This is a genomic window from Streptomyces sp. P9-2B-2, from assembly GCF_030406865.1.
In the GTDB taxonomy this organism is placed as follows: Bacteria; Actinomycetota; Actinomycetes; order Streptomycetales; family Streptomycetaceae; genus Streptomyces; species Streptomyces platensis.
On sequence record NZ_CP129126.1, the window covers coordinates 7,947,400 to 7,963,568 of the forward strand.

The window sequence follows — 16,169 nt, forward strand, 5'->3', positions numbered from 1 at the left end:
AAGGGAGGAGCACCATGACGCAAGCGCAGAGCCCCGCGGTCGGGGAGCAGGCCGATGCCACAGCCCCGTCCGGGGACGGCCCCGGCCGTGCCGGGAGGGGGCGTGGTCCGCGGTCAGTGCGGGAGGAGGTGTTGTGCCGGCTGTTCGCCCAGGTGTTGGGTGTGCCGACGGTCGGGGTGGCGGACAACTTCTTCGCCCTGGGCGGCCATTCGCTGAGGGCTGCCCAGCTCCTGAGCCGGATCCGTTCGGTGCTGGGCGTGGAGCTGGGCGTCCGCGAACTGTTCGGTTCGCCGACCGTGGCGGGGCTGGCGGATCTGCTGGCCGAGGGTGCCGTGGCCCGGCCGGCGGTGACGGCGCGGGCGCGGCCTGCGGTGGTGCCGTTGTCGTTCGCGCAGCAGCGGCTGTGGTTCCTGGACCGTCTGGAGCAGAGTCCGACCTATAACGCGCCGTTCGCCTTCCGGGTGCGGGGCCCGGTGGATGTGGACGCCCTCCAGTCCGCCGTCAATGATGTCGTCGGGCGACATGAGGCGCTGCGCACGGTCTTCCCGGTCCGCGACGACGAGCCCTTCCAGGACATCCTGGCACCCGAGCACGCGACGGTGAAGGTGACGGTGGTGCCGTGTGCCGCCGAGGAGCTGAACTCCCTCTTTCATGACGTGGCGTTCGCCCCCTTCGACCTGGCGGTCGAACTTCCCTTACGTGTCTCGCTGTTCACCACCGCCCCCGATGAACACGTACTGCTGCTGACGTTGCATCACATCGCCAGCGACGGCTGGTCGGAAGCTCCGTTGCTGCGCGATCTGTCCACGGCCTATCGCGCCCGCCTCACCGACAGTGTTCCTGTGTGGGAGGCACTCCCGGTCCAGTACGCGGATTACACGCTGTGGCAGCGTGAGCTTCTCGCGGAGGTGGGTGGGCAGCAGTCGGACTTCTGGGTGGAGGCGCTGGAGGGTCTTCCGCAGGAGCTGGCGCTTCCCACCGACCGGCCGCGCCCGTCCCGGCCCACCCATTCCGGTGGTCTTGTCCATTTCCGGTTGCCCGCCGACTTGCATGGGCGTCTTGAGTTGTTGGCGCGTGAGCAGGGTGCGACGTTGTTCATGGTGCTTCAGGCGGGTCTGGCGGCGTTGCTGACGCGGTTGGGGGCCGGGACGGATATTCCGTTGGGTACCGCGACGGCGGGACGGACGGATCAGGCGTTGGACGACATTGTCGGGTTCTTCGTCAATACGCTGGTGTTGCGGACGGACACGTCGGGCGATCCGTCGTTCGGCGAGTTGCTCGCCCGGACACGGGAGGGCGATCTGGCGGCGTTCGCCCACCAGGATCTGCCTTTCGAGCAGCTGGTGGAGAGGCTGAACCCGGACCGGAGCACCTCGCGCCATCCGCTCTTCCAGACCATGCTCGTCCTCCAGAACAACGCCGAAGGCACCCTCGATCTCCCCGGCACCACCCTCACACCCCAACCCCTCGACACCGCACCCTCCAAATTCGACCTCGGCTGGAGCTTCACCGAAGAGCGGGACGCCGACGAACGCCCCCTGGGCATGTCCGGCATCCTGCAGTACGCCACCGATCTGTTCGACCGCACCACCGCGGACACCCTGACCGGCCTCCTCGTCCGCGCTCTCGACGCCGCCGCGGACGCACCGGACACCGCCATCGGTTCGCTGGAGATCTTCGCGTCGCGGACAGCGGAGCGGGCATTCCTGGACCGCACGGACGAGCATCGGCTCCCCGCCCGTCGCGCGTCCGGCCCTGGCGGTGCCGCAGATGCCGGTCCGACCTCCGGGGACGGCCCCGACCGTGGCGGGAGGGGCGAGCGTGGTCCGCGGTCTGCGCGGGAGGAGGTGCTGTGTCAGCTGTTCGCCCAGGTGTTGGGTGTGCCGACGGTCGGGGTGGCGGACAACTTCTTCGCCCTGGGCGGTCACTCGCTGCTGGCCACTCGGCTGCTGAGCCGGATCCGTTCGGTGCTGGGCGTGGAGCTGGGCGTCAGGGAGTTCTTCGGATCCCCGACGGCCGCGGGGCTGGCGGATCTGCTGGCCGAGGGTGCCGCGGCCCGGCCGGCGGTGACGGCGCGGGCGCGGCCTGCGGTGGTGCCGTTGTCGTTCGCGCAGCAGCGGCTGTGGTTCCTGGACCGTCTGGAGCAGAGTCCGACCTATAACGCGCCGTTCGCCTTCCGGGTGCGGGGCCCGGTGGATGCGGACGCCCTCCAGTCCGCCGTGAACGATGTGGTCGGGCGCCATGAGGCGCTGCGCACGGTCTTCCCCGCCCACGAGGGCGAGCCGCAGCAGCAGCTGCTCGCCCCCGACGAGGCCGCCGTCGAGGTCACCGTGGTGCCGTGCCCCGCCGACGAGATCTCCGCCCGCTTCCACGCCGCGGCCTTCACGCCCTTCGACCTCGCCGAGGAACTGCCCCTGCGGGTCACGCTGTTCACCGTCGGCGCCGAAGACCACCTGCTTCTGCTGACGCTGCATCACATCGCCAGCGACGGCTGGTCGCTGGTGCCCCTGCTACGCGATCTGTCCATGGCCTATCGCGCCCGCCTCACCGGCAGTGTTCCTGTGTGGGAGGCGCTGGCGGTCCAGTACGCGGATTACGCGCTGTGGCAGCGTGAGCTTCTGGCGGAGGTGGGTGGGCAGCAGTCGGACTTCTGGGTGGAGGCGCTTGAGGGTCTTCCGCAGGAGCTGGCGCTTCCCACCGACCGGCCGCGTCCGCCTCAGCCCACCCATTCCGGTGGTCTCGTTCATTTCCGGCTGCCGGCCGACTTGCATGGGCGTCTTGAGTCGTTGGCGCGTGAGCAGGGTGCGACGTTGTTCATGGTGCTTCAGGCGGGGCTGGCGGCGTTGCTGACGCGGTTGGGGGCCGGGACGGACATCCCGTTGGGTACCGCGACGGCGGGACGGACGGATCAGGCGTTGGACGACATTGTCGGGTTCTTCGTCAATACGCTGGTGTTGCGGACGGACACGTCGGGCGATCCGTCGTTCGGCGAGTTGCTCGCCCGGACACGGGAGGGGGATCTGGCGGCGTTCGCCCACCAGGATCTGCCTTTCGAGCAGCTGGTGGAGAGGCTGAACCCGGACCGGAGCACCGCCCGCCATCCGCTCTTCCAGACCATGCTCGTCCTCCAGAACAACGCCGAAGGCACCCTCGATCTCCCCGGCACCACCCTCACACCCCAACCCCTCGACACCGCCCCCACCAAATTCGACCTCGACTTCACCTTCACCGAACGGCACGGCGCCGACGGCAGCCCCGACGGCGTCGACGGCCTGTTGCACTACTCGGCCGACCTGTTCGAACGTGTCACCGCCGAGGCCCTGACCCAGCGCCTGCTGAGCCTCCTCACCACCGCCGGCGCCGCCCCGGAAACTCCCATCGGAGCGATGGAACTGCTCTCCCCGCAGGAGCGCGTCCGCATCCTCTCCGGGTGGAACGACACCGCCCTTCCGCTGCCGGACGACCGGCTGGTGCACGAGATCTTCGAGGAGCACGTACGGAACAGCCCGGATGCCACCGCGGTGGTCGACGCCGACGGCACGCTGACCTTCCGTGAGCTGAACGCCCGCGCGAACCGGCTGGCCTGGCTGTTGATCAGCCAGGGCATCCAGCCGGAACAGCGGGTGGCCACCTTGCTCCCACGGGCCGGTGAGCACATCGTCGCGCTGCTGGCCGCGCTCAAGGCGGGCTGCTGCTATGTGCCGATGGACCCGGAGGACCCCGAGGACCGGATCGCCCTGATGCTGGCGGACGCCGCGCCCTCCTTCCTGCTGACCGACCGGGAGAACCTGGCCCGGCTCCGTCCGGGGGCCGATCCCTCGATCCAGGTGCTGGTCCTCGACGACCCCGCCGTGCGTCAGTCCCTCAGCCGGTACGCGCCGGTCGATCCGCACCCTGCGGACCGGCCCGTACCGCTGCGCCCGGACCATCTCGCCTACGTCATCTACACCTCGGGTTCGACGGGCCGGCCGAAGGGGGTGGCCGTGGAGCACCGCAATCTCAGCAACCTGTTCCACGCCCACTTCGCGGTGTTCGCGCCTCAGGTGGCGGCCGCCGGGGACCACCGGTTCCGTGCCCTGGTGACCGGACCGCTGACCTTCGACTCCTCCTGGGAACCGGTCCTGTGGCTGCTGGGCGGCCATGAACTGCACCTCGTGCACGACGAGGTCCGCCGCGACCCGGAGGCGATGGCCGAGTACATCGGCGCCGCGGGCATCGACTACATGGAGATCTCGCCGACGTACTGCCGGCAGCTGATGACGGCGGGCATGCTGTCCGCAGGGCAGCCCTCGCAACCGCGCATCGTCGAGCTCGGCGGCGAGGCCGTCGACCAGGCGCTGTGGAGCGAACTCCGCGCCATTTCCGGGACCGAGGGCTTCAACTCCTACGGCCCGACGGAGTGCACCGTGTACGTGTCGTACGGCGCGGCAGCGGAACACGAGCGCCCGCTGATCGGCCGGCCGATCAGCAACAACCGGATGTACGTCCTCGACGCGGGCCTGCGTCCCCTGCCCGCCGGGGTGGTCGGCGAACTGTATCTGGCCGGAGCGGGGACGGCCCGCGGCTACCTGGGCCGGCCGGGGCTGACGGCACAGCGGTTCGTGGCCTGCCCATTCGGAGAGCCGGGGGAGCGCATGTACCGGACCGGGGACCTGGCGCGCTGGAGCGCCGACGGTGTCCTGGAATACATGGGCCGCACCGACGAACAGGTGAAGGTCCGCGGCTTCCGGATCGAACCCGGCGAGGTGGAGTCGGTGCTCGCCGGACACGACGCGGTCCGCCAGGTGACCGTGATCGTCCGGGAGGACAGGCCGGGGGAGCGCAAGCTGGTCGCCTATGTGGTTCCGACGGAGCAGGGCCGGCCGGATGCCCGCGAGCTGCGCCGTCTCGCCACGGCGTCACTGCCCCGCCACATGGTGCCGTCGTCGTTCGTGTTCCTGGACGCCCTGCCGCTGACCTCGCGCGGAAAGCTCGACCGGCGGATGCTGCCGGCACCGGGTGACGGGACGGTGGAGCGCCGCCGAGGCCCGCGAACGGTGCGCGAGGAGCTGTTGTGCGGGCTGTTCGCCGAGGTCCTCGGGGTGCCCGAAGTGGGCATCGACGACGACTTCTTCGCCCTGGGCGGCCACTCGATGCTCGCCACCCGGCTGATCGCCAGGACGCGTTCGGTGCTCGGCGCCGAGCTGGGCATCAGGACCCTGTTCGATGCCCCCACCGTCGCCGGACTCGCCGACCGGCTCTCGCAGGACACACCCGACGACTCCCTCGCGGTCCTGCTCCCGCTGCGCTCCGTACGCCGGGCGGCCACGCCGTCCCGCACACGGGGCGCCACACCCCCCGAGCCGCTCTTCTGCGTCCACCCGGCGGCCGGAACCAGCTGGGTGTACTCCGGGCTGCTCCGCCACCTGGCACTCGACCAGCCCGTGTACGGCCTTCAGGCACACGGGCTCACCGAGCCCGATGCGGCTCCGGAAAGCATGACGGAGATGGTGGAGGCCTACCTCGCGCAGATCAGGTCGGTGCAGCCGGACGGCCCCTACTCACTCCTCGGCTGGTCTTTCGGCGGGGTGGTGGCCCACGAGATGGCAGTACGGCTCCAGGAGGCCGGACAGAAGGTGAACTCGCTTGTGCTGATGGACAGTTACCCGTCGCGCGTGACCGCCGACGGCCACGACACAGGAAGGACGGAAAAGAGCGGATCAGGGACGGACCGGGGCGACGCACCGGATGCGGAAGAACTGCGGCAGGCCCTGTTCGACTCCCTCGGGCACCAGGCGGACGCCACGGACGGCCCGCTCGCCCTGCTCGGGGAACAGGGCCTGGCGGCCATGGTCCGGGTATTCGCCCGCAACAGTCGCCTCCAGAGCGGATTCGTCCCGCGCTCGTTCCGGGGTGATGTGCTGTTCTTCGAGGCCACCGAGGGCTGGGTTCCGGGCATGCAGCGCCCGCAGGCCTGGCGGCCCCATGTGACGGGCCGGCTCGCCATCACTCCCGTACGTGGCGCGCACGGCGAACTGACCCGCCCGGAGCAGCTCGCGCAGATCGGTCCGGTGCTGGCCGACTGGTGTGCCGAATACAGGAAGTGACGCCACAGTGCAGCGGATCGCGTCCCGCCCGGACCCCCAGCGGTGTCCGGGCGGGACGTGGTCACTGACCGACGGCAGCCCCGGAACCCGTATGGAGCCCGAGAACCCGGTACAGTTCCGCGGCTTTCTCCAAGTGGCCCGCCGCCTCCCCGTCCACGTACTCGGCCCGCACTGCCTGAAGGGCCCTGCCGAGAGCCTGGTGGCTGCGCGCCATCAGCAGGTGCTCCTGGGTGAGTTGAGCTCCTTGAAGGGCCTGCCGCGCATGATCGACGGCGGCATGGGCGTCCCCGGTCAGCAGGAGTGCCTCGGCGAGCCGGTACAGGCACTCGGTCTCGTTTCGGGCATGACCGGTGGTCCGGGCACGCGGCAACACCTGGCGGTAGAGCGCGGCCGCCTCCGCGGGACGCCCGCCGTACAACAGGGTGTCCGCCTCCGTCGTCATCACCCGGATCAGCCACTTCACGTCTTTGCCGCAGGTCAGCAGGTCGGCCAGCTCCCGGCACTGCTCACGGATCCGGGCCAGGTCCCCCCTGCTGCCGGGATCCTGGGCCCGGATCTGGAGCAGGAGGGTGCGCCGCCGTGTGACCAGCCCCTGATCGCCGGTGATCATCGCCATCTCCACCGACCGCTCCGCATGGGCGCGGGCAGAGCTGAAGTCGGCGCACATGGTGTCGAGGTGGGCCAGCATCGCATGGGTGAAGAGAACTGCCAGGAAGGGCCGGAGGCCATCGGCGGGTGCGGGAGACTCACCGAAGATCTCCAGTGCCTTCAGCAGATGCGCCCGTGAGCGGTCGAGGCAGTCCAGCGAGGAGTGCTTCTTGAGGATCACCCCGGCCGCGTAATGAGCCGTGCCCACCACGTCCTCGTCGCAGTACGCCACCGCGGACCGCACCAGAGCGGTGGCCGCCGGCGCCAGCATGCCGAGGGGCACGCTCTCCTCGAAGCAGGGAGCCAGCATCAGCCCGTCGACGGCGAGTGCCACCGCCTCCGCGTCTCCGCTGCCGGCCGCCTGCTCCGCCACGGCGGCCACGGTGGGCAGCGCTCTCCGCATCCACTGCACCGCCTCCTGGCCGGTCCCCACGTCCTCGCCCGCCGACCGCCGCGGTCGCAGCTCAGAGGTCAGCCGAACGCCCAGCGGCTGGGTCGCCAGGACCGCTCCGGCGACACTGGCGCACATGAAGTCGGCCGCGCGGCGGACGACTTGGCGGAGTTCCTCGTCGGTCAGCTCCACTCGAGCCGTCGCTCGCGCATAGGCCCCGACCAGATCGTGGTAGCGGTAGCGGCCCGGTGCGCGGGTCTCCAGGAGTACCGCGTCGACCAGGGCCTCCAGGACGTCCTCCACCTCCCGCTCCGGAAGTTCGAGAACTGCGGCGGCGCCCTTCACACCGAACTCGACGCAGTGCGGGAGGGACAATTCCAGAAACGCCCGGGCCCGCTGCGGGGAGAGCTGCGCGTACGACTGCTCGAACACCGCCTCGACCGTCAGCTCACCGACCCGCAGTTCCCCGAGCAGCCTGGCCTCGTCGGACATCCGGGACAGCAGCGTGGCGACCGGCCAGGCCGGCCGGAGCGCGAGGCGAGCGCCGATCGCCCGCAGCGCCAACGGCAGATGGCCGCTGGCGGCGGCGAGCGCCGCGACGGCGTCCGGCTCCTCCTCGATCCGCCGGATACCGGCGACCTTGCCGATCAGCTCCACGGAATCGTGGGGGTCGAGGCCCTTCAGCGACACCTTGACGGCGGCCGGCAGCGCCGCCAGCGCACGGGCGGTGACCAGGACCGCGCACTGGTCGGCGCCGGGCAGCAACGGCTCGACCTGGGCGACGGTGGCGGCATTGTCCAGCACCACCAGCACGGCGCGGTCCGACAGCAGGGTGCGGAACAGTGCCGCGCGGTCGCTCACCGAAGCCGGCAGGCGCTCGTGCGGCACGCCCAGTGAGGTCAGGAAACCGGCCAGAACGTCGGCCGGGTCACCAGGAGCGCCGCACGGTGTGCGCAGTTCGGCGTACAACTGGCCGTCGGGGAAGGAGCCCATGACCGCATGCCCGGTGCGCAGGGCCAGCGCGGTCTTGCCTACGCCGCCCATCCCTGTGATGACCGCGACGGGGTGCGAGGCGTGCCCGCTGAGCGCGGCGACCAGGGTGCAGACCTCGTCGTGCCGACCGGTGAAGTCGCACGGTACGGCCGGCAACTGGGCGGGCGCCCTCGGCGCGGGGACGGCCGACCACACCTGCACCTCGGCCGGGACGGCAGCGGTCCTCGCCGTAGCAGGAACCGCCAGCAGAGTCCGGTCACCCGCCAGCACCGCGGCGTGCAGCCCGTCGAGGACGGGGCCCGTATCGATGCCCATCTCGTCCGCGAGTACCTGGCGGGCGTGATCGTAGGCCAGCAGCGCATCGGCGCTCCGCTCCGACCGGTACAGGGCCAGCATCAGCGCACCGTGCAGCCGCTCCCGGTACGGATAGGCCTCCAGAGCGCACAGGATCTCCGGCACCACCTCCTCATGCCGGCCGCACGCCAGCGACAGCTCCAGGTGGTGCTCCGTCGCCGAGGCCCGCTGTTCGGCCAGCGCCCGTCGCTGTTCCTGCGCGTAGGGCCCGGGGAGCCCTGCCAGCGCCGGGCCCTGCCACATACCGAGCGCCCCCTTCAGGACGGATGCGGCATACGCGGGATCGCCCTGCGCGGCCGCACGCCGGGCCCGCAGTGTGAGCTGGCCGAACAGCAGAGCGTCGACACGCTCGGCCGGCAGTCGCAGGACATAGCCGTCCGCCATGGTCCCGATGACCGTGGCCCCACCGTCTCGACCGGATGCGGCGCCACCCTCCCTGCCCGCGGTGTGCGCGCGGTCGAGGTATGTCCGCAGCCGATGGACGTAGTTGACGATCACTCGGCGGGCGGAGGCGGGCGGATCGTCGTGGTACAGACCGTCCACCAGTTGATCGATCGTCACCAGGGTCCCCGCACGGAGTGCCAGAGCCGCCAGTACGGCCTGTGGCCCCGGCGCTCCGGGCCGCCCGGCTGTTCCGTCAGCCGAAACGTATTCGACGGGACCGAGCAGCCGGAGGTGGGCCACTCCGTGTAGTGCGGATAAGTGTGACATTGCTCCTGTATACCAACTAAACTACACAGAACCAGAGTTGACGCGTCGGCGGGCGCGAGTAGGGCCCCAGTGCGGCGGTGGTGCCAGGGGCCGGACACACCCTGGCGACGGCGACGCCAGAAGGACTACAGACGGTCTTACGCGTGCTCGGCCAGGGCACTCATGAGCCCCAGGCTTCCCAGCGAGATTCTCGGCAGCGTGCCCCACAGTTGCCTAAGTTGCTAACGGCAGGCCTTGTTAGCCGGCTGCATTTTTGCGCTGGTTGGCATGGAAGCGCGCCTTCTTCTGACGATTCCCGCATGTGTTCATGTCGCACCATCTGCGGGTGCGACTCTGGCTGGTGTCGAAGAAGGCGGCTTGGCAGGTTGGCGATGCGCACAAGGCCAGTTTTCCGTCTCGTTCGCCCGCGATGATGCTGATCGCGTCGGCGGCGATCACGCCTAGGGCATCTTCTACGCAGGAAGCCGAGCTGAGTCGCCATTGCCGATTGCTCTCGGGCGTCAGGATGGCCGCGGCCCGACCCTGAGAGCTGCAGTCATTGATGACGTGGACAGCAGACGCGGGGAGAGGATCCCGGATCGCCGCCGCTGTCAAGGCGGCGTGAATCGATTCCCTCAGTTCCCGCGCGAGTTCGAGCTGGGCGGTGGTGCAGGACTCCACGGCGAGGCCGTTCACCGCCAGCCAGTCGACGAGTCGGTGCGGCGTGGGGATGCGTTCCACAGCGTCGCCACGCCGCTCCGTCAGGGTCGCCGTGAAGCTGGTCGCCAGCACCTTACCGAGACGGAAGTCAGGGAACCGAGCATGCATGGAACCACCTTAGCGGGTTGCGCGCCGGCATCGAGGCACGCTAGAACCGTCTTAGATGGTTCATGACAGGTCCAAGCCGGTTCCACGATGACCAGGAGGTCTCATGCCCAGCGACGTGCAAGCATTTGAAGCCCACGCAACTGACGCCGACCTCGACGATCTGCGCGCGCGATTGGCCGCGGCGCGGCTACCGGAGGCCGAGACGGTCTATCGCGCCGCGCCCGGCCCTCGCCGCTGGGGACAGGGCGTTCCTCTCGCCGACCTCGTCGATGTCGTGCACTACTGGCGCACCGGGTACAACTGGCGCTCGTTCGAGGAGCGCCTGAACCGCATCGGCCAGTTCCGCACGACCATTGATGATCTGGGCATCCACTTCCTGCACCGCCGATCCGCGCGCGCAGATGCCACACCTCTGATCGTGACGCACGGCTGGCCAGGCAGCATTGCCGAGTTCATCGATGTGGTGGACGAGCTGGCCGATCCGAAAGACGCGGACGCGCCGGCGTTCCACGTAGTAGTCCCGTCGTTGCCGGGCTTTGGCTACAGCGACAAGCCGGCCACCACCGGGTGGGGAACCGAAAAGATCGCGGCCGCATGGGTGGAACTGATGGGAAGGCTTGGCTACAGCAAGTTCGTAGCCCACGGCGGCGACTGGGGAGGGAACATCACCACGGTTCTGGGTGGCAGGTTCCCGGCGCACGTTCTCGGCATCCACACCACGTTCGCGGAGGCACCGCCCGGGTTGACAACGGACGGGCTGACGGCGGCCGAGCGTAAATGGACCGAGGACACCCGCGATTTCTGGCGCCACCGCGCGGCGTATGCGAAGCAGCAGGCGACCCGACCGCAGACCATCGGCTACTCGCTCGTCGACTCACCGGTCGGGCTTCTCGCCTGGATCCTTGACAAGTTCGCTGAGTGGACAGATACCGAAGACAGCCCGTTCGAGGCGATTTCCAGAGACCGGGTTCTTGACGACATCACCCTGTATTGGCTCACACGGACCGGCGCATCGTCGGCCCGCATCTACTACGAAAGCCACAACTCGCTCGACCCCGAACTTCGGGTGGACGTCCCGTCAGCGATCACTATGTATCCCCGCGACATCGAGAAGTGTCCGCGCGGCTGGGCACAGGAGCGGTACCGACAGATCGTCCGATGGAGGTCGCCCGAAACCGGGGGGCATTTCCCGTCGCTGGAGGTTCCCGAGTATTTCGTCAAGGATCTGCAAGAAGGCCTCGCGGCAGTACTGGCCGCTCGTCGGTGAACGCGGCTGGGTCTGAGCCCGAATCCACCGGCTGATGATCTGATGCCGTGAGCTGACGGTGAGTGAGGTAACCCGACGAGGCCGCCGGTTCCGGGGGCAGGGATCAGCCGCCGGCCGGGGCCGGACCCTTGGGTGTTGTGGGTTTGCGCTTCAGTTTCACCGTCGTGCGTGGGTGTCATGTGCACGACACCCCCTCCAGGCATCGAATTATTCGGCAGCTCATTCGAATCTCACCGGGTGGGTGGGGCCAGGGATGTTACCCAGGCCGCTATCGAATTCTGGGGGTGATAGCCGCGAACACTTCGCCTGCGACGAACACGGCCGCCCCCTGGCTTCCTGGTCACCGTCGGCACCCGCAACGATTGCATCCAGGTCGAAGCCGTTATCAGTCACATCCATGTGCTGCGGTCGGGCCCGGGCCGCCAACGACCCCGACGCTCTTTGTGCCACCAAGTCGTCTGTAAGGCCGTCGGCGCGGAAGTTATGACCGCGGTCGCGGGAGAAGGAGGGCGAGGTGCTGCTGGCCTGATACCGACGCCATGGCCAATGGTCATTGTTCCAGCGGGTGTTGACGATGACTAGCTTGTACTCCGTCCTCCCAAAGGGGTGGAGTGCGGACGGATGCACATCGGGGAAGCGCACACTCGGATTCCTGAGTGCTGTTCCGTGCCGGATGCGGTGTTGTTCCGGGGGAAACGGCGCCTGAGGGCGGGGGAGCGTGTGACCGAGAAGTCCCGGCGGGCGTCCGGTCGTAGGTCTATGGCCCTTCAGCGCACCGGAGCGGCCACGCCTGGACTGAGCGGTCACCACAAGCCGAGGAGGCCAGACAGTGGCTGAGCGTATGAAGTTGTTGTTGACAGGTCGCGGCCGTTATCCGTTTGCTGATCAGTTGGTCAACCGCAATCCGGATAACCTCGATCAGGACCAGCCGACCGGGGGAATCCCGCTGGCGCGTCATCATGTGATTCCTTTTGAAACGCTCGTGAAGAGTTGGAACGTGTTGATCGAGAACGCGTACAACGTGAAGGGGTCCGAACTCAGGAACGCGCTGGTGGACTTCGCCGACACCTGGGCCACGAAGCTCGAGAGCCTGGACTACAAGGAGCAGGAGAAGCTCAACTTCCCGCGTATCAGGGAGTTCGTGAAGGACCTCAAAGACCCGGAGTCCGTCTACGACCCCGACGGCGGAGTCAGTCCGGACGGGTTGGACGACATCCACAGCGTTCTGACCTGGCTGCCGGGAAATCTTTTCGTGGGCCCGGACAACAAGAACCGGACCGATGATCCGGGCCCGAAAGTTGAAGCAGGCAGCGCGAGGATCATCGGGTCGGGCATCCTCACCAAGCGGACTGCGACCTTCGAGAGTCTGTCCCGGTACAGCAAGAAGCCTATGGGCGCAGGGATGACGCGTGACGGCCTGACGGGCGTCCAGGGCCTCATTGAGGCTTTCACCCCGGACCGGTTGTGGCCGCTGAAGAATGCGGACTGGGAGAAAAAGGGCGCCAAGTATGGCATCCGGCCCGTGGGTGCCGCCTCCGGTGCGCTGGTGGGACCGTCCTCCTCGCCGGCACGGGGCATGCCGCACGGCGTCGCTTTCATCGTCATCGGCGGTGTCAGGCTGGAGTTGACCACTTGGTCAGACGACGGAGGCTACGTGCTTCGCGGGGTGAGTGCCGCGAACATCCGGATGGCTGACCTCCTCGACTGGCTCGGCGAAACCTGGGACATCGCCGAGGAGATCCCAGAGAGCTTGCGGAGTTTCCGCCTGCAGTACCTGACCATCGAGGTGCTGACGGTCCCGGGTGTCTTGGAGGAGTGGGAGGTCACCGCGGCGACGGAAGTCACCTTCGCCGGCGTGACGATGGACCTGCTCGTCTGCTTCCGCCACTCGACACCGGCAGGTGGGGCCTCGGCGTTCTCGCTGTCCGCGGACGCCGGTTTCACCGCTTACGTCAACGGCGAAGACCTCCGGCTGTGGTTCAGCGGAGCGATCGCCCGGACGGTCTCGGGGGCCTGGGAACTGAGCGCGTCCCTGGAGGAGCAGAGCGGGGTCCTGAGCCTGGCTCACCTGGCCGCCGCCTTCGGCGTCGACGTCCCGGCGGACCTGGAACCTCTCGTCCCTTCCTTCAGCTCGGCGTCGTTCACCTACCGCCTCCCGGCCGGAAGCTCCGCGGCAGGGTCACTGGTGCTGTCGGCGGTCGTCGGCCGGGTGGGGGTGGTGGTGGCGTCGGAGCCTGAAGGCGCCGGATCGACGGTGGCCCGGTTGGTGGCGATCCGAGGAGATGTGACGGCCCGGCTGTCCGAGCTGCCGCTGGTCGGCGCGTCCATCCCCTGGGAACGGGATGTGCTCTTCACCGGTGTCCATTTTGCCTACTCCTCGGGACGCTGGTCGCGGGAGCAGGTGGAGCGGCTCAACACGATCGTCGACGGACTCGACGGCGGGCCGGAGCAGCGGCTACCGCGTCTGCTGGGCCAGGCGCTGCCGCCTGGTGCACTGGCCTGGGTGAACGTGACGGTGGGCGGCAAGCCTCGCGGGCCGCTGATTCTGAAGCTGCCCGACGGTGGCAGGGCGGCGGCACCGGGCCGCGGTGAGGGAGCGTGGGGCGGCGCCGGATCGGCGCAGTCCCTGGTGCTGGGCCGCGAACGTGCCGAGGACGGCGAGGACACGGCCAAGGGTCTGGAGCTGGGCGGGTTCGCGATGGGCCCGGTCCGCTTCCACCACGCCGGCCTCGGCTACGCGCAGGGACGTCTGTTCGTCAGCCTGGATGCCACGATGGCGGTCGGGCCGCTGACCGTGGAGCTGCAGGGCCTTGGCCTGGGCGTGGACAAGGACTGGAACATCGCGCCGGTTTTACGCGGTGCCGGTGTCGCGCTGGAGCGCCCGGGGCCGCCCAAGGTGGTCATCGCCGGGGCGTTCACCCGGCTCGACCTGGGGCCGGAGTTCGAGCTGGCGTTCGCTGCCGCGGGCCGGATCGAGATCCAGGATCTCGTCAGCCTTCAACTGATGGGCAGTTGGGCACGCAACAGGGCGGGATGGGATTCGGTCTTCGCCTACGCCGAACTCGTGGCGGGCAAGAACCGGGTCAACGGCCTGTTCACCGTGGGCCCGGTCACCTTCACCGGGATCGCCCTCGGCTTCGGCATCAACAGCACCGTACGCATCCCCACGGCCAGTGAGATCAGCCGCTTCCCGCTGGTCAACCGGCTGGGCGCCCGCCCGTCCACGCCCGGCGGCGAGGTCGAGAAGCTCACTCCGTCCCAGGCACTGAACGAACTGGTCGGCCCGGGCGGCTGGGTGACCCCGGCCCACGGCCAATACTGGGTGGCGGGCGGTATGGAGTTCACCGTCTACCGCTTCATCCAGGCCAAGGCGATCGCCCTGGTGGAGTGGGGTGAGGCCGGCTGGAAGGCCATGCTGGCAGGCCGTACCACTCTGTCACTGCCGCCCACCACCGTCCCCGCCGAGAGTGCGGCGTCAGTGCCGGACGCGGGTATCAACCTGTCCCTGGGCGGCCCGCTCGGCAAGGTGATCGTCGACTTCGTCTTCGCCTACGACTCCGCGCTCGGCCGCTTCTCCATGGATACGGTGATCGCGGACGGCTCGTACATCCTGGACCCGCAGGCAAGGCTCACCGGCGGGATCTCCTTCTACGTGTGGGGCAAGGCGCTGCCCGCCCAGGGCGTGCGCAAGGGCTTCGTGCTCACCGCCGGTGGCTACCACCCCCAGTTCCGGGCCCCCGCCTACTTCCCCAAACCGCCCCGGATCGGCTGGGTATGGGAGCGCGGCCCGGTGTCCATCCGGGCCCAGGCGTACGCGGCGCTGACCGACGGGGCGTTCATGGTGGGCGGTGAGCTGGCCGCCGTCTACGACAGCGGGCACGGCATCAACCTGCGGGCCTGGTTCACCGCCTACGTGCACGCGCTGGTGCAGTGGAAGCCGTTCTACGCCGACCTGGCGCTGGGTCTGAGCATCGGCGTCGCCGCCACCGTCAAGGTGCTGTTCGTGCGGGTGCGTATCTCCCTGGAGGTCGGGGTCGACCTCCAGCTGTGGCTGCCGCCGGTCGGCGGCAGGGCCCGGGTGAAGGTCTGGTTCATCACCTTCACCCTCGGCTTCGGCTCCGACCGCAAGGGCGCGCCCCCTGCGGACTGGCAGGACTTCCACGTCCAGCTGCCCGCGCCCTCCCGCACCGCCCTGAAGCAGGGCAGTGAGCTGCCGGACGTCAGCCAGGACGAGTCCGAGGCCCGTGCGGCGGCCGCCGAGCCGCAGCTGGTACGTATCGAGGGGTTCACCGCGGCCGTCGAATCCGCGCTGCCCGCCTCGAAGATCACCCTCAACGGAAAGCTCTTCGCGGGCAGCGACAGCGCCCGGATCGACATCCGCCCGATGAGGCTGACCGGAGTCGTTTCCGAGCAGATCGTCCAGATCCTGGACCAGCGCGGCAACCCGTACGACTGGGAAAAGGCCCGCTGGACGGTGACCGCCACCCGCGAGAGCCTGCCGCAGGCGCTGTGGGGCAAGCCGCTCGCCCACCCGAACCAGGCGCTCAACCAGCCCGGCCTGGTCGACGACTGTCTGACCGGGCTGACCATCCAGGTGCCCGAACCGACCCGTCGGCGCGGCGTCGGACCGGTACCCGTCGAGGCCCTGGACGTCGACGGCCTGCCGCCCGGCCGGATGCCGCTGCGTGACGAGACGGTGGCCGGCCGCTCCCCGGTCCCCGACCCCCACAGCATCGCGCTGATCGGCGACACGCTCGCCGAGGCCGGGACCGCGGCCCGGCGCACCCGGACGCACGACGCGCTCGCCGCACTCGGCCTGGCCCCCGGCAGCGACGGCCCGCTGACCGGCACCGCCCGGCTGACCGGCACCTCCCTGACCGACGCCCCGCTCCTGACCGAAGCCGCGAGGTGA

5 protein-coding genes are annotated in these 16,169 nt (G+C 69.2%); 3 read left to right on the forward strand and 2 right to left on the reverse strand.

Annotated elements, in window-relative coordinates; translation table 11 throughout:
- The first annotated feature begins 14 nt into the window (after window positions 1-14).
- Window positions 15-6,086, forward strand: coding sequence for a non-ribosomal peptide synthetase (locus tag QT196_RS34940; RefSeq protein WP_290356365.1), 6,072 nt, complete (start codon window positions 15-17; stop codon window positions 6,084-6,086).
- Window positions 6,087-6,147: 61 nt separating this feature from the next.
- Here the strand turns inward: QT196_RS34940 and QT196_RS34945 are convergent, their stop codons facing one another.
- Both QT196_RS34945 and QT196_RS34950 read right to left on the reverse strand, forming a co-directional pair.
- Entirely contained in the window at window positions 6,148-9,033 is a 2,886-nt protein-coding gene (locus tag QT196_RS34945) for a BTAD domain-containing putative transcriptional regulator (RefSeq protein WP_290356366.1), read from the reverse strand.
- 387 nt (window positions 9,034-9,420) lie between these two features.
- Complete coding sequence (locus tag QT196_RS34950; RefSeq protein ID WP_266732711.1) at window positions 9,421-9,990, reverse strand: CGNR zinc finger domain-containing protein; 570 nt, start codon at window positions 9,988-9,990, stop codon at window positions 9,421-9,423.
- Between the two features lie 103 nt (window positions 9,991-10,093).
- Between QT196_RS34950 and QT196_RS34955 the strand changes: the two genes are divergently transcribed.
- Complete coding sequence (locus tag QT196_RS34955) at window positions 10,094-11,257, forward strand: epoxide hydrolase (RefSeq protein ID WP_168482651.1); 1,164 nt, start codon at window positions 10,094-10,096, stop codon at window positions 11,255-11,257.
- A 997-nt stretch (window positions 11,258-12,254) separates the two neighbouring features.
- A complete protein-coding gene (locus QT196_RS34960; protein WP_266732715.1) occupies window positions 12,255-16,169 on the forward strand; it encodes a DUF6603 domain-containing protein in 3,915 nt (1,304 codons plus the stop codon).